Raw genomic sequence first — 16,237 nt, 5'->3', positions numbered from 1 at the left:
GAATGATGAGCGGCCATACCGTCATGGAGACGGTATAGCCGGTTATGGTGACGGTGCGAACGAGTTTTATTGGTGCTGAACCTGCAACTGGGACGACACCTGGACCCGCGCGAGCATGTGCTCGGCCCCTCCCCCGCGACGCATGCCGCGCACCGGGCAAGCGTCAAGGTACTCGAGGCCCACCGCCAGTTTCAGATGGCGCTCGGGTCGCGCCAATCTGTTGGTGACGTCGAAGCTGTACCAACCATCGTCGAGCCAGGCTTCGGCCCAGGCATGGCTGGCCAAATGGCTTTCATCTTCTGTGCACAGATAACCGGAGACGTAGCGCGCAGGAATGCCCAGGCTGCGAGCGCAGGCCAGGAAGGCATGGGTATGGTCCTGGCAGACCCCGACGCCGGCGGCAAAGGCTTCGGCTGCGGTGGTGTCCACCGCTGTAGCGCCCGGGCTATAGACCATGTGTTCGGCGAGGCCATGCATCAAGTCAATCAACGCCCCGCGATCACGCCGCGTGCCGCACCGCCGTATGGCAAAGGCATTGAGGGCGTCGTCAGCCTTGGTCAGATGGCTGGTGCGCAAGAACGGCAACGGCGACTGACTGTCGTGCTCCACCTCCAGCATCTGGTCGATTTCAACCTGACCATAGGCGGTTAGCACGAGGGCGCCGTGGGGCTCATCCATCGTCAATACGTGCAGGATGTTGCCGTAAGGGTCGAGCTGGCTACGTACCAGGCGCGGCAGTTCCAGGTGCCATTCCAGAATGTGCTGGCGCTCGGTGTTCTTGGGCGTCAAACGCAGGAACTGGATGCTGGTGCAGACTTCGTCGGTGTAGCTGTAGGTGGTGTCGTGGCGTATGGACAGTTTCATACGACCTCCAGATAGGATTCGTGGACGGTCTGGCCGAGATGGCGAACCTGGGAGATGAAATCAGTCAGCCAGAGGTGTAGACCGAAACCGAGAATCTCGTCGATCCCGGTGTAGCGCAGCCGCGCATTCAGTTCGGCGGCCAGCCGCTGGGCCGCCCGCCCGTTACTGCCCGGCAGGCTGGCGAGGATCTGGTCCAGTTCCTCAATGCAGGCGTGCAGCGAACGCGGAACCGCGGCGCGCAACAGCAGCATCTCGGAGACCTGCTCGGCGTTCGGCGCATTGCGGTAGAGCTCGTTGAACGCCTCGAAAGACGACAAGGCACGCAGCAAGGCGCTCCATTGGTAGTAGCCGCGGGCCGAGTTGTCGCTCACCTCCTCCGACTCCTCGCCGTACATTTCGTAGCGCGCATCCAGCAGGCGCAGGGTGTTGTCGGCGCGTTCGAGGAAGGTGCCCAGTCGAATGAAGCAGTAGGCATCGTTGCGCATGATGGTGCCGGAGGTTGCCCCGCGGAACAGGTGCGAACGCTCCTTGACCCACTCGCAGAAATGGCTGATGCCATAACGACCCAGGCCATTGCGGGCGATGTTGCGCATCTCCAGCCAGGTGGCGTTGATGTTCTCCCACATGTCGGCGGTGATCCGTCCACGTACCGCGTGGGCATTGGTCCGCGCCGCTTGCAGGCAGCAATAGATACTGCCGGGGTTGGTTTCATCCAGCGCGAAAAAATGCAGCATGCGTTCGGTGTTGAGTTCGCCGTAGCGCTGGTTGTAGTCGTCCAGCGTGCCGGCGGCCAACAGCGACATCGACAGTTCGGCATGGCCATCGGTGCGCCCGGCCTGGGGCATCAGCGACAGCGAGTAACTGACTTCGAGCATGCGCGCCAGGTTTTCGGCGCGCTCCAGATAACGGGACATCCAGTAGAGGTCCGAAGCGGTTCTTGAAAGCATGTCTTAGTCCTCCACTACCCAAGTGTCTTTGGTGCCACCGCCCTGGGACGAGTTCACCACCAGCGAGCCTTCGCGCAATGCCACGCGGGTCAGGCCGCCGGGCACCAGGCGGGTTTCACGGCCCGACAGCACAAACGGGCGCAGGTCGATGTGGCGCGGGGCGATGCCGCTTTCGACAAAGGTCGGACACGTGGACAGGCACAGCGTCGGCTGGGCGATATACGCTTCGGGACGTGCCTTGAGACGCGCGCGGAAGTCCTCGATTTCCGCCGCTGTGGCCGCCGGGCCGACCAGCATCCCGTAGCCACCGGAACCCTGGGTTTCCTTGACTACCAGCTCGGGAAGATTGGCCAGCACGTGGGACAGTTCTTCCGGTTTGCGACACTGCCAGGTCGGTACGTTCTTGAGGATCGGTTCCTCGGCGAGGTAGAAGCGGATCATGTCACCGACATACGGGTAGATCGACTTGTCATCCGCCACGCCGGTGCCTATGGCATTGGCGAGGATCACGTTCCCTGCGCGATAAACCGTCACCAGCCCGGGCACGCCCAGCATGGAGTCCGGATTGAAGGACAGCGGGTCGAGAAACGCATCGTCGAGGCGCCGATAAATCACATCCACCTGTTTCGGGCCGGCGGTGGTGCGCATGTAGACATGATCGTCGCGAACGAACAGATCGGCGCCTTCAACCAGTTCCACACCCATTTCACGGGCCAGGAACGCGTGTTCGAAGTAAGCGCTGTTGAAGCGGCCCGGGGTCAGTACCACGGTCGTCGGGTTGTCCAGGGGGCTGGAACTCTTGAGGGTGTCCAGCAGCAGGTTCGGGTAGTGGTCGATGGGCGCCACACGCTGGGCGGCGAAGAGTTCGGGAAACAGGCGCATCATCATCTTGCGGTCTTCGAGCATGTAGCTGACGCCGCTGGGCGTGCGCAGATTGTCTTCGAGTACGTAGTAACTGCCGTCGCCATCGCGCACCAGATCGACCCCGGAGATGTGCGCATAGATACCGCGGTGCAAATTCAGGCCCTGCATGGCGACCTGATAACCCTCGTTGGCTAACACCTGTTCGGCCGGAATAATGCCCTCCTTGAGAATCCGTTGCCCGTGATAGATATCGGCCAGGAACATGTTCAAGGCCTGGACCCGCTGAATGCAGCCACGCTCGACCATCTGCCATTCACTGGCCTTGATGCTGCGTGGAATGATGTCGAACGGAATCAACCGCTCGGTGCCCTGCTCGTCCCCATATAACGTGAAGGTGATGCCGGCTCGATGGAACAGCAGGTCGGCTTCGCGACGACGCTGATCCAGCAGCTCCAGGGGCGTGTCCGCCAACCAGCGCGCAAACTCCTGGTAATGTGGCCGGCAGCCACCACTCGCATCATACATTTCATTAAAAAAAGCTCGGGACATACCCCACTCCTTGCCGCGATACAGCCGGCATTTTTTTATAACTTTGTCATTCCAATAGATGAAGCCTTACGTTGTTTTAGTGAGTACTGTTTCTGTAAAGCACCTCAGTGTGCACCGTGAACTTCCTGTCCCTTTATGAAGCTGGAAGCTCACGATTCCGACAGCGTCTTGACGCATTCTGGCGTCAGAGATCTGGCCGTTTCCGGATTAGCTTACTGGCGCTCCTACTTGTAACGCCCCCAGTTTCCTTTTTTCGCAAAAACCACACTTCCGGTGGTTTGAAAGTGCTTTTGCAAGGGCTGTGCCCACGCAACGCCAGGGCCGCTAAAAATCGGAAAAAGCCCCAACAATGATATTGAGGCGACATTTACGTTCATTTATACGGTGTTTTTCTCGTAACACGCTGAAACGTTTATTGCACTTATCGTTTGCACAACTCTGGCGCGAACAAAATCGGTGCATTGGGTAAATAAGTTGACTTTATTGCCCTGTAAACGGGAAATTTTTACCCACTCTTTTTTATGAGCTTTGTAATACCAAACCTTCAGACCCGTACATCAAATTTCATCCTTGCACCATTAATGCGCACACAAATGCACACTATGGCTGCGCATGGAACCGAAGTGCCTGCTGATGACGCATAAAAGCACTCATCACATTATTCGGTTGAATGAGCGCTTCAAGTCGCAGGTTACGACGGTCAACACCGACCTGACAGGAACGCAACCGCACATCGGACAACGCAACAGCGCATGGGCATAATCAGCGGACTGAAAAAGAGTGATGGCCATGCTGATCGACGAAGAACTGACCCTGAAAAAGCTGGAAGTGTTCCTGGCGTTCATGCGCACCGGCAACCTGGCCCGTGCGGCGGCCGAACTGCAGACCAGCAACGTCAGCGTGCACCGGGCCATTCACTCGCTGGAAAGCGCATTGCGCTGCCCGCTGTTCAAGCATGAAGGGCGTAACCTGACGCCGCTGGAAAGCGCCTATGTACTCGAAGAGCGGGCGCAGAAGCTGATTCAGGATGTGCTCGAAAGCGTGCGCCTGACCCGCGAAGCCGCGGGGTTTTCGGCCGAACGCTTCAAGCTCGGCTCGCTGTATTCGCTGACGGTCAAGACTGTGCCGCAACTGATCATGGGCCTGAAGATCCGCCGCAGCGAACTCAATATCGACCTGATCCTCGGTTCGAACATCGACCTGCTGTACAAGCTCAAGAACATGGAAGTCGACGCGATCCTGGTATCCCTGGACGACAGTGTCAACGACCCGGACTGCGAGCAGATCCCACTGTTTTCCGACGACATCTTCCTCGCCACACCGGCCGATTCACCATTTGCCCAACGGGTTGAAGTCGATCTCGCCGAAGTGCGCAACGAGACCTTCATTACCCTGACCCAGGGCTTCGCCACGCATCAGGACAGTATCCGGGTGTTCAAGCAGGCGGGGTTCGAGCCCAAGGTGGCGATGCAGGTCAACGACATCTTCACCCTGCTGAGCATGGTCAGCTCCGGGGTTGGCTATGCGCTGCTGCCAGGGCGGATTGCGGCGGTGTACGAGAACCGGGTGAAGCTGATCCCGTTGCAGGAGCGCTATCGGTTGCAGCAGCACATTGGGGTGGTGTTTCTGAAAGCCAAGGAACGCGACCCGAACCTGCTGGCGTTGTTGGCGGAGTGTCGGATGTATGCCAATCGGCAGGCCTGAAACCGAGGCGAGCCCATCGCGGGCAAGCCTTGCTCCTACGGGTCATATGTCGCGCCAAAATCCTGCGGCTTACGCAAAACCAGTAGGAGCAAGGCTTGCCCGCGATGACGGCATCACAGGCGAGTCAAATCCTCAACCTAGCCGACAATCCCGCGAACGATGAAGTACAGCAACGACGGCCCCAGCAGGCAGCCCAGCCCGGTATGAAAGGTCGCCGTCAGCGCCCCATAAGGCACCAACCGCCGATCCGTCGCCGCCAGGCCCGCCGTCACACCGCTGACGGTGCCGGCCAACCCACCGAAGACCATCGCCGAGCGCGGGTTATCAAGCCCCATCCATCGCGCCGCCATCGGTGTGCCGACCATCACCAGAATCGCCTTGATCAAGCCGGTGGCAATCGATAGCGCGACCACGTCGGAACTGGCGCCAATCGCCGCGCCCGTCACCGGGCCAACGATGTAGGTCACCGCACCGGCGCCAATGGTGGTCATGCTCACCGCATCGCGATAGCCGAACATCCAGGCGATGCTCGCCCCGACAATAAACGGCAGCACGGTACCCAGCAGCAGCGCGAGCGCGCCGATCAGCCCGGCCTTGCGTGCTTCGGTGGCCTGCACCTCGAACGCCGTGGCGACGATCGCAAAGTCCCGCAGCATGGCGCCTCCCATCAGGCCGATGCCGGAAAACACCGCGACGTCCGCCAGGCCTTTCTGCCCACCGGTGAGCGTGCCGCCGACCCAGGCCAGCACCAAGCCGATGACGATGGCAATCGCCGAGCCATGAATCCGTCCGAACGTCAGGCGTTTGGAGAGCACGACGGAGATCCACATGATCACCCCGACGAATGCGAACGCGGTGACCAGATCGTTATGTTTCAGACCCGCTTCCATGAGGTTCCACATATCAGCGACCTCCTGCTGGAGCTGTGATCGAGACACTGTCGACCGGCTCGTCCGGCAACGGTTCGCCTTTGTGGGTCCGGCTGATCAGGGCGATAGTGCAACCACAGATCACCACTGAACCGATGGCCGCCAACACCGCCACCGGGCCGCCGTGCAAGGCGGCGACAACGTTCTGTTGTGCAGCCATGGCCACCACCACCGGAATGTACATGGCGCCCCAGAAGCCGACACCCAACTCGCAATCCTTGGTCATGCCGCCGCGCTTGTGCATCCACAGCTTCGCGAAAATCAGCAGGATCATCGCGATACCGACCCCGCCGACATTGGACTTGACGCCCAGCAACACGCCGAGCATGTCACCCATGATCACCCCTGCCAGCGTACAGATCGCCAGCAGCGCCACACCGTAAATAATCATTGTTGTTATCCTCAAAGTGCATCGTCGAAGTTATTGTTTTTGTCCTTCGCAGCGTGAGCGGTGTCTAGGGTTGGCGACTTCCCTCCTCACGCAGCAGCGCTTGCAACGTGTCCAGGCGAGCACCATCGAAGGCGATCACCGTGCCTTGTTCAAACACCCGTCGGGCCAATCCTGTCAGCACTGCACCGGGCGGCAGTTCGATGTGCAACCGCACGCCACGCTCGTAGGCGCTTTGTACGGTGCCGCGCCAGTCCACCACCCGGCACATGTTGAACGCCAGATCCTCGCGCAACGCCTCGACCGAACGGATCGGCCGGGCGCGGCTGCCACTCAGGTAGCCGATTGTCGGTAGCTTCAATGGCACTTTGGCAAACGCCTCGGCCAGTACCTGCGCGGGCTCATCGAGCAGCGGGCAATGCGACGGCACGCTGACCGACAGCCGTTTAGCCAACCCTGCGCCACAGCCTTTGGCCAATTCAGCGACAGCGTTCATCGCCGCATCACTGCCGGCAATCACCAACTGGTTATCGGCATTGATGTTGGCCAGGTAAACCGGCGTCTCGCTGCTGTGAACCCGCGCCAGCAAGCCTTCCACGGTCGCGAGGTCCAGACCGATGATCGCGGTCATGCCGTAGCCCTGCGGCCAGGCCTGTTGCATCAGCTCCCCCCGCAGGCTGACCAGATGCAGTGCATCGCTGAAACGCAACGCACCCGCCACCACCGCCGCCGGGTACGCGCCGATGGACAACCCGGCCACGTAATCGGCTGTACATCCCTGCTGCAACAACCTGCGCGCCGCCGCGGTTCCCGCGATCAGCAGACACAACTGAACCGCACGGGTCGACTTCAGCGCCTGGGTGGAATCGAGTAGCAAAACATCTTCGCCCAGCACCTCGCTCGCCTCGATCACGGTCGCCTTGGGCAAACGATGGAGCATGCCCGGCTGCTGCGCGCCCTGGCCGGGAAACACCAACAGGCTGCTCACGCCGTTTGCTCCTGTGGATACCAAGGGTCGGTCACCAGCCGTGCTTCGTGGGCATTTTTGAGCAGCACCCGCTGTGCCGGACCGGCCCATTCGCGCAAGGCAACCGCGCCCAGTGGCGTTTGCAATTGCATATCCACCGGGCACGCAGCGGCGTCCAGCCACGTCAGCAGTTCCCGAGCCTGAACCCGATCCAACGGTTGCGGCGTACGCAGGATCAAGTCGAGATCGCTGCGCTCATGCAAGGCCGTCACACCACAGGCCAATTCAAACCCGGCGCTGCCACTGACGCCCCAGACCCAACCGCAGGCATCGAGCATCGGTCGCAATTGCACCAGGGCCTGCAAGGCCGGCAGATCGCGATCACCCTCGACATGGCAAAGATCTTCCGGTCGAATCCGCTGCCGGATCGCCTCGACCGCCATCCATGTGGCATAACGTTGCTCGCGCAACGGTCCACGTACACCCACCGCAATCTGATCGGCGGCACTCATGGCGCGTCGAACCACGACGGGGTGACCCTTGCGTGTCACCTCGACGGCCCAGCGTGGCGCGTCCGCTGGCAACTGCTCCGCGGTCAGGCCCCAGAGCAGGTCATGGGCCAGAAACGCGTTCACCATTGCTCACGCAACAGCTGACGAACCTTGCTTGACGCCGCACGATTGGCCGCCCCCAGACGCGAGCTCAAATCAGCCCCGGTGCTTTCAACGTCGCCAATGGCCTGGCGTAAACAGTCGCTGACCCGAGCCAGATCGCTCGCGGTCGGCTGCTCGATCTGCTCCACCGTCAGGGTTTCCCAAAGCAGGCCAAGGCTGGCATAGCTGTCGATGTCATAGGCCATCGGCGGTACGCTGGCAGCCAGCACTTCGAGTTCTTCAACACTGCGCAGGGTGACCCGCGCAGCCGAGACCTTGCCCATGGCGTGAACCATTACCCCTGGGTCACGCAAGGCAATCAGCCGGTTGGCCTGATAACCGTGGGCCAGAAACGCCCCGGACATCGCCTTGCCCACCAGCAAACCAATCACCGCATGCCCGGCCAGTCGTGCACGGGCATAACTGTCCGCAGCAGCGGCCAGCGCCTGGTGGATGCCCAAGGCTTCTTCGCGACGACCGTAGGCCTGGCTCGGCACATCGACGATGGCGATCAGCGCGCGTTTTTGCGGTTTGGCGCGATCGGCCTCAATGACTTCATCCACCGCTTTGGCCAGCCCCCAGCCCTCCAACAAACCGACCTCGCCGTGACGGGCGCGGACAAAGCGGTTCTGCGGATCGGCCACCACGACGATATACCGCACGGGCTGCTTGCGCAGCACGCCATCGGCGACTTTCAACGAAGCGGGCAATCCGTCGACGACGGTGGCGCCGGCACTCAAGGCGTCAAACCAGTGCAAACCTCTCAGGGAATAACTGCTCATGAGTGCGCTCCTTGGTACAGATCGCGAACCGTCACCGGCTCGATTTGTGGCACCGCGTCCAGGCGCGCGAGGCGTTGCAGGAAAAGATCCGCCTGGCGACTGCGCTGTTCAGCGGGTAACCCCTGCTGCAACAACTCGCTGACCTGTTGCTGAATCTGCGCCACGTCATCGGCGACATACCGATCCACCAGCCCACTGGCGAACCGTTGCTCGCCGCCGGTCAGGCTCCAGATGAACGGACGGTCGCGCGAGTCGTATTCCTCGATCCCGGCTTCCTGTTCGATCACCTGCGGACCATTAAGGCCAAGTCGCGCTTCCTGAGTGACCAGCAGATAACTGCACAACCCGGCGGCAATCGACATGCCGCCAAAACAACCGACGCTGCCGGCCACCACACCGATCACCGGCTGGTACTGGCGCAAATCGACAATCGCCGCGTGAATATCGGCAATCGCTGCCAGCCCGAGGTTGGCTTCCTGCAAACGCACGCCACCGGTTTCCAGCAACAGCACGGCGCGGGTGGCGATGCCCTTGCGGTTGTCCTCGGCTGCCAGTTCCAGCGCGCCGGCAATTTTCGCCCCGCCGACTTCACCCAGGCTGCCGCCCTGAAAGGCGCCTTCGATGGCGGCGATCACCACTGGCAAACCGCCGATGCTGCCCTTGGCGATGACCACACCGTCATCGGCTTGCGGCACCACGCCCTGACGCGACAGCCATGGCGACATGACACGCTGGAACGGGTCGAGCAATTCACGGAAGGTCCCGGCGTCGAGCAAGGCCTTGGCGCGGTGCCGAGCGCCGAGTTCGACGAAGCTGTGTTTGTTGAGCAGCGCTGCGCTGTCACTCATGGCCGATCTCCTCGAAGCCCTGTTCCAGACGCAAGCGCACCACGCCTGGCGTGGCCCCGAAATCATGAATATCGATGGTCATCGCCGGCGGTGTCTGGCCATCGAACATCCGTGCGAACACATGCTGCCAGCGCTGTTGGCTGCCATTGACCGAGGTCTGCACCTGGATCGTCAGGGTGCCGGCCTGTCCCGGTTCGAGCAGCACTTCAAGATCGCCCGAGCCGACACAGCCGACCAGCGCCCTGCCCCGCGCCGGCTGCCCGGCGGGGAATTCAAAGGATAAGGTTTCCATCAGAAAGCTCCCTGGATGACGCCGTCGCGGGCTGAGATGCGGTCGATAAACAGACAGGCTGCAAGCAAATCCGCAGCGCCACCGGGCGAGGCATTCAACGCAATTAATTGTTGGTCCAGCTCATGCAACCGGCGACGACCGGCCAGGCTGGCGCTGCCGCCCGCCTCGAGCACCGAGCGGGCGCCGAGTTGCATCGTTTGCAGCCCCTGTTCGCCTGCGCGGTAAAGCACGCAGGTATCGGCGAGCGTGCTCATGATCGCCAGCAAGGCATCGAGCCGGGCGTTCTGTTCGCCGCTGCCATTGGCGCGGCTACGTTGGAGTTGCGGCAAGCCGAATTGCATCACGGCCGGAAAGCCTAGTTGTGCCTCTTCCCGAGCGCCCCGCGCCCCGTAACGTTGCGCTACTTGAGCGCCGTGGCTGAACGGCCGTGGCGCATGGCGATCCTCGAGTAAGGCCAGACGCGCAGCGCGCACAGTGACCGCGCTGGCACCACTGGATTCAGGCTCCAGCGCAGCGGCCGCGACCAACAGGCCCAAAGCCCAGATCGCTCCGCGATGGGTGTTCACGCCATCGGTGGTGGCCAGCATCGCTTGTTCACCGTCGCGACCGATTTGCCCGAGGGCCTCGCGCAGCGGCAGACCGACTTCGCCAAACGCGCTGGCCGCTTCAGCCATGTCCTTGAAGGCCGGCCACAGCGACAGCGCCGATGCGTGCATCAGCCCCAGGTGCAAATCGCTGTGGGCACCGTTGCCGCGACGATCGACCAGCGCCGGTTTGGGTGACAGGTCGGCTTCGTCGATCAGCGCGTCTACCGCCAGGTCCGCCAGCCGTTCGGCCAGGGTCAGGCGTTTGGGTTGCAGATTGAGTGCGTGCATTACCAGCTCCTGAATTTGGCGGGCGGGTTGTACAAGCCACCCGACCACTCCACCAGATCGGCGACGCTTTTCGCCGCCAGCAATTCGCGGGTGGCGTCGGTGCGGCGGATGCCGAGGTCTTCGGGCAAGGCGATCAGGCCCTCGCGGCGCATCCGCGCAGTGTCTTTGGGGTTATGGCGCAGGCCGATGGCGGTGACCCCGGCCACAGCCGCGATCATTGCCTGGCGTTCTTCCAGGGAGCGCGCCTTGTACAAATAGGCGATGCCTTCTTCGGTGAGCAGGTGAGTGACGTCGTCGCCGTAGATCATGATCGGCGCCAGCGGCATGCCGCTTTTCTTCGCCACTTCAACCGCATCGAGGGTTTCAACGAAAGTCGGTTTGCCGCCCTCCTGGAAAGTCTCGACCATTTGCACCACCAGCTTCTTGCCACGTTCGAGCAGCGCTTCGGGGGCATCGTCGTGGCGCATGTCGAGCCAGGCCGGGGTACCGTGGCGGCGACCACGCGGGTCGTGGCCCATGTTCGGCGCGCCGCCAAAACCGGCCAGGCGTCCACGGGTCACGGTGGAAGAATGGCCGTCGCCGTCCACCTGCAAGGTTGCACCGATAAACAGGTCCACCGCGTACTGCCCGGCCAGTTGGCAGAACATTCGATTGGAACGCAGGGAGCCGTCGCGACCAGTGAAAAACACGTCCGGGCGCGCGGCGATGTAATTCTCCATCCCCAGTTCGGTGCCGAAGCAATGCACGCTTTCGACCCAGCCACTTTCGATGGCCGGAATCAGCGTCGGGTGCGGGTTAAGGGTCCAGTTGCGGCAGATCTTGCCCTTGAGTCCAAGCGATTCGCCGTAGGTCGGCAAGATCAATTCGATGGCGGCAGTGTTGAAACCGATACCGTGGTTGAGCGACTGAACGTTGTGTTTCTCATAAATCCCGCGGATCGCCATCATCGCCATCAGCACATGCACGGGTTTGATGTGCCGAGGGTCACGGGTGAACAACGGTTCGATGTAGAACGGCTTGTCGGCCACCACCACGAAATCCACCCAGGACGCGGGGATGTCCACGCGGGGCAACTCGCTGACGTCGTCCACCAACTGGTTGACCTGGACGATCACAATGCCGTCGCTGAAGGCCGCCGGCTCGATCAGCGCCGGAGTGTCCTCGGTGCTCGGCCCGGTGTAGATATTGCCGGCACGGTCGGCCATGAAACCGGCCGAGAGCACCACGTTGGGAATCAGGTCCACCACCAGTCGGGCGTAGAGTTCGATGTAGGTGTGGATCGCGCCGATTTCCAGCAGACCATCTTCAAGCAACTGGCTGATGCGCAAACTCTGGGTGCCGGCGAAGGAGAAATCGAGCTTACGCGCGATGCCTCGTTCGAACAGGTCCAGGTGCTCGGAGCGGCCGACGCTGGGCATGATCATATGCAGGTCATGCAGCTTGGCCGGATCGGCCTTGGCCAGGGAACGGGAAAGAAAGTCCGCCTGCTTCTGGTTGTTGCCCTCCAGCACCACGCGGTCGCCAGGCAGAATCAATGCCTCCAGCGCCGCAACGATCTTGTCGGTGGGCAACACCACGCCATCGGCGAGACCCCGCACCTGCTCCAGGCGACGCTGTTTTTCACTGCGCCGCCGCGTCCAGCGCGAGTCGGGGGATATTGTTGTTGTCATGCTCACTCCACGGGTTCGCTTACGTGGAGCTACCTTAGGAGCTAACGGAGGGAGGCATCAATCAAGATGAGCGGCGAACCGTTACGCTCAGGTTAACGTTTTCCATGAAAGCCACGATGAGTGAGGTACGCCGCATGGACTGCTCGTCCACGTCGATTGCTGTTTTGAAAGCATTACCTGCTACTGTCTTTCACTCCCGCTGCGCCGCATGTGGAATTATCAATGACAAAACTGATGCCAATGGATAATAAAACGCCTGATCCTCAATCCGTCTGTAGTCCCATTACCAGCAGCGCGATTTTCATCGTCGCCACACTAGCGCCTGGGAATGAATCTGCCGCTAAAGTGCGGGCCTGGTGCGCAGACGTCGCGGCCCTCACGCGATCGGTCGGTAAACGTGTTCCCTCGGGCAATTTGTCGTGTGTCTGCGGCATCGGTTCCAGTGCCTGGGATACCTTGTTCGGCAGCCCGCGTCCCGCCTCTTTGCATCCATTCCGCGAGTTCGGTGTAGAGGGACGTCGAGCCGTCGCAACGCCGGGCGACATTTTGCTGCACATTCGTGCGGATCAAATGGACCTCTGTTTCGAATTGGCGACGCAATTGCTCTCAGCGCTTGGCGATGCAGTCTCGGTCGTTGATGAAGTTCAGGGTTTCCGTTATTTCGACATGCGCAGCATGGTCGGTTTTGTCGACGGCACCGAAAACCCGGTCGGTCGCCATGCTGTCGACTTCACGATCATTGGTGATGAAGATCCGTCGTATAGCGGTGGCAGCTATGTGCTGGTACAGAAATACCTGCACAAGATGAGCGCGTGGAACGAGTTATCCGTCGAGGCTCAGGAACGCATTATCGGACGCAAAAAACTCTCCGATATCGAACTCGATGACTCGGTCAAACCGAGCTGTTCGCACAGCTCCTTGACGACCATCACCAAGGACGGACAGGAAGTGAAAATCCTGCGCGATAACATGCCGTTCGGTCGGCCAGGCGCAGGCGAGTTCGGTACCTACTTCATCGGCTATGCGCGCTCCCCAGAACCGATCGAGCAGATGCTCGAGAACATGTTTGTCGGCAGACCCGCGGGCAACTATGACCGGTTGCTCGATTTCAGCACGGCGGTCACCGGAGGCTTGTTCTTCGTTCCGTCAGCAGACCTGCTCGAAGAGCTCGCTGATCGCGAGCCTTAGGCCATTGGTAAAAAAAGGCCCGGCGCGAAAGATCGCGCCGGGCCTTTATCGTATGAAACCAGTCATCAATGAGTGGTCATTCCGGCCATATGCATCATCAGCCGGAACAAGCTCGCCACTGCCCCCAGCGCAATCACACTGCCGAACCAGATAGCGATCAACCAAAGAACCCGTCGATACCAAGGGGAGGATTGGTTTTGCGTGACCGACTCTTCACTCGTCAGAGCGCTTTTGCTGTCAATGGTAGCCATCGCCTATCCTCACTTTTCCGCGGAACACGTAGTAGCTCCAGCAGGTGTACATCAGGATGATTGGCAGAATGAACAACGTGCCGATCAAGATGAACAGCTGGCTTGAAGGCGGCGATGCGGCCTCCCACAAGCTGATGGAGGGCGGTACGATATTCGGCCAGATACTGAAGGCCAGACCGATATACCCCAGGAAAACCAGCGCCAACGTGAACACAAATGGCCAGTGCGAGTGGTAGTGGCGTAACGACCTGAGCAACCCGTATAACGCCAGCACACCAAGGATCAACAACCCGCCAAAGACCACGGTATGCGCGTGCGTGAACCAGCGAGTCGCAATCTCCGGATGCAGCATCGGTGTCCAGACACAGAGCACCGCCACGACCGCCGTGAGGGTGAACGCCAGCGGCCGAGTGTAGTGACGCATGCGTGATTCAAGCATGCCTTCGGTCTTGACCAGCAACCAGGTACTGCCGAGCAGCGCGTAGGCGACGATCAACCCGAAACCGCAGAACAGTGGAAACGCTGACAGCCAGTCCAGGGTGCCGCCTGCAAACTGCCGATTGACCACCGGAATTCCAGCGATATAGGCGCCAATCACGATGCCTTGGCAAAACGTTGCCAGGAGCGAGCCGCCGATAAAGGCCATGTCCCAGATGTGACGTTTTTCAGGACTGGCCTTGAATCGGAATTCAAACGCCACGCCGCGAAATATCAACCCGGCCAGCATGAAAATCAGCGGCAGATACAACGCCTCCAGAATCACCGAGTAAGCCAACGGAAACGCACCGTAAAGTGCCGCCCCGCCGAGTATCAGCCAGGTTTCGTTACCGTCCCAGACCGGCGCGACGGTGTTCATCATCACATCGCGTTCCTGCCTGTCCGGGATCAGCGGGAACAGGATGCCCAACCCCAGATCGAAGCCGTCCATGATCACGTACATCATCACCCCGAAGGCAATGATGACGCCCCAGATCAACGACAGATCTATACCTTGAATACCCATGATCTATCCCCTTGCTCAGTTGACGTGATCGCCGGACGCGAACGTCTCGGAGATGGCGGACAGGGGGCGGCGTGGCGTGCGCTCCTGGTCCAGACCGCCTTGAGGCGGATGCTCGTGATGTGGCTGCGGGCCTTTGCGTACCAGCTTCATCATGTAGCCGATGCCCACCGCGAACACCGAGAAGTAGATCAACACAAACAACGCCAGCGAAACGCTGAGCTGCGTGACCGTGTGGTTGGAAGCCGCATCGGCGGTTCGCAGAAGCCCGTAGACGACCCACGGCTGCCGACCGACTTCGGTAGTGATCCAGCCCGCCAACATCGCGATAAGACCGGTCGGCCCCATGAACAACACCAGGCGCAGGAACAGACGATTGCGGTACAGCGCTTCATTACGACGTAAAACAAGACCCAGCAAACCGGTGAGGATCATCAACATTCCAAGCCCGGCCATAATCCGAAAGCTGAAGAAGATGATGGTCGCGTTAGGACGGTCCTCTTTTGGGAAACTCTTGAGCGCGGGGATCTGTTTATCCAGGCTGTGAGTCAGGATGAGGCTGCCCAGGTAAGGGATTTCCAGCGCATAACGGGTCTTCTCGGCCGCCATGTCCGGGATACCGAACAGCACTAGCGGCGTCGGCTCGTTACCGATGTTTTCCCAGTGCCCTTCCATGGCGGCAATTTTCGCCGGTTGATGTTCCAGGGTATTCAGACCATGGGCGTCCCCGACCACCGCCTGGATCGGCGCCACGATCAACGCCATCCACAACGCCATCGAGAGCATCTTGCGCACTTGCGGCGTGTCATTTTTGCGCAGCAAATGCCAGGCCGCGGAAGAGCCGACAAAGAACGCCGTGGCCACAAACGCAGCGATGGCCATATGCGCCAGTCGGAAAGGGAACGACGGATTGAAGACGATGGCCAGCCAGTCCATCGGCATGATCCGCCCATCCACGATCGAGAACCCCTGTGGCGTCTGCATCCAGCTGTTGGAGGCCAGAATCCAGAAGGTCGAGATCAACGTACCGATGGCGACCATCACCGTGGCAAAGAAGTGCAGCCCTCGCCCTACCCGGTTCCAGCCGAACAACATCACCCCAAGGAAGCCGGCCTCGAGAAAAAACGCCGTCAACACCTCATACGTCAGCAATGGCCCGGTAATACTCCCGGCGAAGTCAGAGAACCGGCTCCAGTTGGTGCCGAACTCGTAGGCCATGACCAGCCCGGAGACCACTCCCATACCGAAGTTGACGGCAAAGATTTTCGACCAGAAGTGATACAGGTCCTTGTAAACCGAGTTGTTGCTTTTCAGCCAGAGCCCTTCGAGGACCGCCAGGAAACTGGCAAGCCCGATAGTGATGGCGGGAAATATGATGTGAAACGAGACCGTAAACGCGAATTGAATTCGCGCCAGGTCGAGCGCTCCCGGATTTAACATGACAATACCCTCATAGTGGCCCGATG

Annotated in this window: 17 protein-coding genes; 2 read left to right on the top strand and 15 right to left on the bottom strand. The window is 60.5% G+C overall.

Annotated features, from left to right (window positions below):
• Nucleotides 1-66 precede the first annotated feature (66 nt).
• The 3 genes from AC1RJ3_RS15590 to AC1RJ3_RS15580 are packed head-to-tail and all read right to left on the bottom strand — an operon-like array spanning nt 67 to nt 3,224.
• On the bottom strand, nt 67-864 hold the full coding sequence (locus tag AC1RJ3_RS15590; RefSeq protein ID WP_493079439.1) for a transglutaminase family protein: 798 nt from the start codon (nt 862-864) through the stop codon (nt 67-69).
• Nucleotides 861-1,811 carry an alpha-E domain-containing protein gene (locus AC1RJ3_RS15585; RefSeq protein WP_493079438.1) on the bottom strand — a complete coding sequence of 317 codons (951 nt, stop codon included), beginning with the start codon at nt 1,809-1,811 and terminating at the stop codon, nt 861-863. The genes AC1RJ3_RS15590 and AC1RJ3_RS15585 overlap by 4 nt, the downstream gene beginning before the upstream one ends.
• Nucleotides 1,812-1,814: 3 nt before the next feature.
• Nucleotides 1,815-3,224, bottom strand: a complete 1,410-nt coding sequence (locus AC1RJ3_RS15580; RefSeq protein WP_054597420.1) for a circularly permuted type 2 ATP-grasp protein — start codon at nt 3,222-3,224, stop codon at nt 1,815-1,817.
• 789 nt (nt 3,225-4,013) lie between these two features.
• On the opposite strand from AC1RJ3_RS15580, the gene AC1RJ3_RS15575 reads away from it, so the two are divergent.
• Nucleotides 4,014-4,928, top strand: coding sequence for a LysR family transcriptional regulator (locus AC1RJ3_RS15575; RefSeq protein WP_347926786.1), 915 nt, complete (start codon nt 4,014-4,016; stop codon nt 4,926-4,928).
• A gap of 137 nt (nt 4,929-5,065) precedes the next feature.
• Here AC1RJ3_RS15575 and madM read toward each other — a convergent pair whose 3' ends face one another.
• The 9 genes from madM to mdcA form a co-directional block, all read right to left on the bottom strand.
• The gene (gene madM, locus AC1RJ3_RS15570) at nt 5,066-5,830 is read right to left on the bottom strand and encodes a malonate transporter subunit MadM (protein WP_019690474.1); all 765 of its coding nucleotides are present in this window, start codon (nt 5,828-5,830) and stop codon (nt 5,066-5,068) included.
• 1 nt (nt 5,831) lies between these two features.
• Nucleotides 5,832-6,248, bottom strand: coding sequence for a malonate transporter subunit MadL (gene madL, locus AC1RJ3_RS15565; protein WP_054597422.1), 417 nt, complete (start codon nt 6,246-6,248; stop codon nt 5,832-5,834).
• Nucleotides 6,249-6,312: 64 nt separating this feature from the next.
• On the bottom strand, nt 6,313-7,233 hold the full coding sequence (gene mdcH, locus AC1RJ3_RS15560; protein WP_493079437.1) for a malonate decarboxylase subunit epsilon: 921 nt from the start codon (nt 7,231-7,233) through the stop codon (nt 6,313-6,315).
• Nucleotides 7,230-7,850, bottom strand: coding sequence for a malonate decarboxylase holo-ACP synthase (locus tag AC1RJ3_RS15555; RefSeq protein ID WP_493079436.1), 621 nt, complete (start codon nt 7,848-7,850; stop codon nt 7,230-7,232). Before AC1RJ3_RS15555 ends, mdcH begins: the two co-directional genes overlap by 4 nt.
• Nucleotides 7,844-8,647 (bottom strand): biotin-independent malonate decarboxylase subunit gamma, encoded by an 804-nt coding sequence (gene mdcE, locus AC1RJ3_RS15550; protein WP_493079435.1) that lies wholly within the window; start codon nt 8,645-8,647, stop codon nt 7,844-7,846. Before mdcE ends, AC1RJ3_RS15555 begins: the two co-directional genes overlap by 7 nt.
• Complete coding sequence (locus tag AC1RJ3_RS15545) at nt 8,644-9,495, bottom strand: biotin-independent malonate decarboxylase subunit beta (protein WP_493079434.1); 852 nt, start codon at nt 9,493-9,495, stop codon at nt 8,644-8,646. Before AC1RJ3_RS15545 ends, mdcE begins: the two co-directional genes overlap by 4 nt.
• Complete coding sequence (locus AC1RJ3_RS15540; protein WP_103318509.1) at nt 9,488-9,787, bottom strand: malonate decarboxylase subunit delta; 300 nt, start codon at nt 9,785-9,787, stop codon at nt 9,488-9,490. Before AC1RJ3_RS15540 ends, AC1RJ3_RS15545 begins: the two co-directional genes overlap by 8 nt.
• The gene (locus AC1RJ3_RS15535) at nt 9,787-10,662 is read right to left on the bottom strand and encodes a triphosphoribosyl-dephospho-CoA synthase (RefSeq protein WP_493079433.1); all 876 of its coding nucleotides are present in this window, start codon (nt 10,660-10,662) and stop codon (nt 9,787-9,789) included. Before AC1RJ3_RS15535 ends, AC1RJ3_RS15540 begins: the two co-directional genes overlap by 1 nt.
• Entirely contained in the window at nt 10,662-12,332 is a 1,671-nt protein-coding gene (gene mdcA, locus AC1RJ3_RS15530; RefSeq protein ID WP_054597429.1) for a malonate decarboxylase subunit alpha, read from the bottom strand. Before mdcA ends, AC1RJ3_RS15535 begins: the two co-directional genes overlap by 1 nt.
• A gap of 240 nt (nt 12,333-12,572) precedes the next feature.
• Here mdcA and AC1RJ3_RS15525 point away from each other — a divergent pair, with 240 nt between their 5' ends.
• Nucleotides 12,573-13,520, top strand: coding sequence for a Dyp-type peroxidase (locus AC1RJ3_RS15525; RefSeq protein ID WP_371917638.1), 948 nt, complete (start codon nt 12,573-12,575; stop codon nt 13,518-13,520).
• A gap of 65 nt (nt 13,521-13,585) precedes the next feature.
• Here AC1RJ3_RS15525 and AC1RJ3_RS15520 read toward each other — a convergent pair whose 3' ends face one another.
• Genes AC1RJ3_RS15520 through AC1RJ3_RS15510 form a run of 3 tightly spaced genes read right to left on the bottom strand, consistent with a single transcriptional unit; the run spans nt 13,586 to nt 16,211 of the window.
• On the bottom strand, nt 13,586-13,771 hold the full coding sequence (locus AC1RJ3_RS15520; RefSeq protein ID WP_054597431.1) for a DUF2474 domain-containing protein: 186 nt from the start codon (nt 13,769-13,771) through the stop codon (nt 13,586-13,588).
• Nucleotides 13,758-14,774, bottom strand: a complete 1,017-nt coding sequence (gene cydB, locus AC1RJ3_RS15515) for a cytochrome d ubiquinol oxidase subunit II (protein ID WP_493079432.1) — start codon at nt 14,772-14,774, stop codon at nt 13,758-13,760. The genes AC1RJ3_RS15520 and cydB overlap by 14 nt, the downstream gene beginning before the upstream one ends.
• Nucleotides 14,775-14,789: 15 nt before the next feature.
• On the bottom strand, nt 14,790-16,211 hold the full coding sequence (locus AC1RJ3_RS15510) for a cytochrome ubiquinol oxidase subunit I (protein ID WP_054597433.1): 1,422 nt from the start codon (nt 16,209-16,211) through the stop codon (nt 14,790-14,792).
• Nucleotides 16,212-16,237: the final 26 nt, after the last annotated feature.

The sequence above is a fragment of the Pseudomonas sp. GW822-FHT04C11 genome, assembly GCF_058800905.1.
The sequence above is the reverse complement of the archived record's forward strand: the minus strand, read 5'-3'. Positions and strand labels throughout refer to the sequence as shown.

Excerpts from the sequence above, each read along its gene's own strand:
- mdcA (WP_054597429.1), bottom strand. The coding sequence starts at position 12,332 with ATGACAACAACAATATCCCCCGACTCGCGCTGGACGCGGCGGCGCAGT.
- AC1RJ3_RS15535 (WP_493079433.1), bottom strand. The coding sequence starts at position 10,662 with ATGCACGCACTCAATCTGCAACCCAAACGCCTGACCCTGGCCGAACGG.
- AC1RJ3_RS15580 (WP_054597420.1), bottom strand. The coding sequence starts at position 3,224 with ATGTCCCGAGCTTTTTTTAATGAAATGTATGATGCGAGTGGTGGCTGC.
- cydB (WP_493079432.1), bottom strand. The coding sequence starts at position 14,774 with ATGGGTATTCAAGGTATAGATCTGTCGTTGATCTGGGGCGTCATCATT.
- AC1RJ3_RS15520 (WP_054597431.1), bottom strand. The coding sequence starts at position 13,771 with ATGGCTACCATTGACAGCAAAAGCGCTCTGACGAGTGAAGAGTCGGTC.
- AC1RJ3_RS15545 (WP_493079434.1), bottom strand. The coding sequence starts at position 9,495 with ATGAGTGACAGCGCAGCGCTGCTCAACAAACACAGCTTCGTCGAACTC.
- AC1RJ3_RS15575 (WP_347926786.1), top strand. The coding sequence starts at position 4,014 with ATGCTGATCGACGAAGAACTGACCCTGAAAAAGCTGGAAGTGTTCCTG.
- madM (WP_019690474.1), bottom strand. The coding sequence starts at position 5,830 with ATGTGGAACCTCATGGAAGCGGGTCTGAAACATAACGATCTGGTCACC.
- madL (WP_054597422.1), bottom strand. The coding sequence starts at position 6,248 with ATGATTATTTACGGTGTGGCGCTGCTGGCGATCTGTACGCTGGCAGGG.
- AC1RJ3_RS15510 (WP_054597433.1), bottom strand. The coding sequence starts at position 16,211 with ATGTTAAATCCGGGAGCGCTCGACCTGGCGCGAATTCAATTCGCGTTT.
- AC1RJ3_RS15525 (WP_371917638.1), top strand. The coding sequence starts at position 12,573 with ATGGATAATAAAACGCCTGATCCTCAATCCGTCTGTAGTCCCATTACC.
- AC1RJ3_RS15540 (WP_103318509.1), bottom strand. The coding sequence starts at position 9,787 with ATGGAAACCTTATCCTTTGAATTCCCCGCCGGGCAGCCGGCGCGGGGC.
- AC1RJ3_RS15555 (WP_493079436.1), bottom strand. The coding sequence starts at position 7,850 with ATGGTGAACGCGTTTCTGGCCCATGACCTGCTCTGGGGCCTGACCGCG.
- AC1RJ3_RS15590 (WP_493079439.1), bottom strand. The coding sequence starts at position 864 with ATGAAACTGTCCATACGCCACGACACCACCTACAGCTACACCGACGAA.
- mdcE (WP_493079435.1), bottom strand. The coding sequence starts at position 8,647 with ATGAGCAGTTATTCCCTGAGAGGTTTGCACTGGTTTGACGCCTTGAGT.
- AC1RJ3_RS15585 (WP_493079438.1), bottom strand. The coding sequence starts at position 1,811 with ATGCTTTCAAGAACCGCTTCGGACCTCTACTGGATGTCCCGTTATCTG.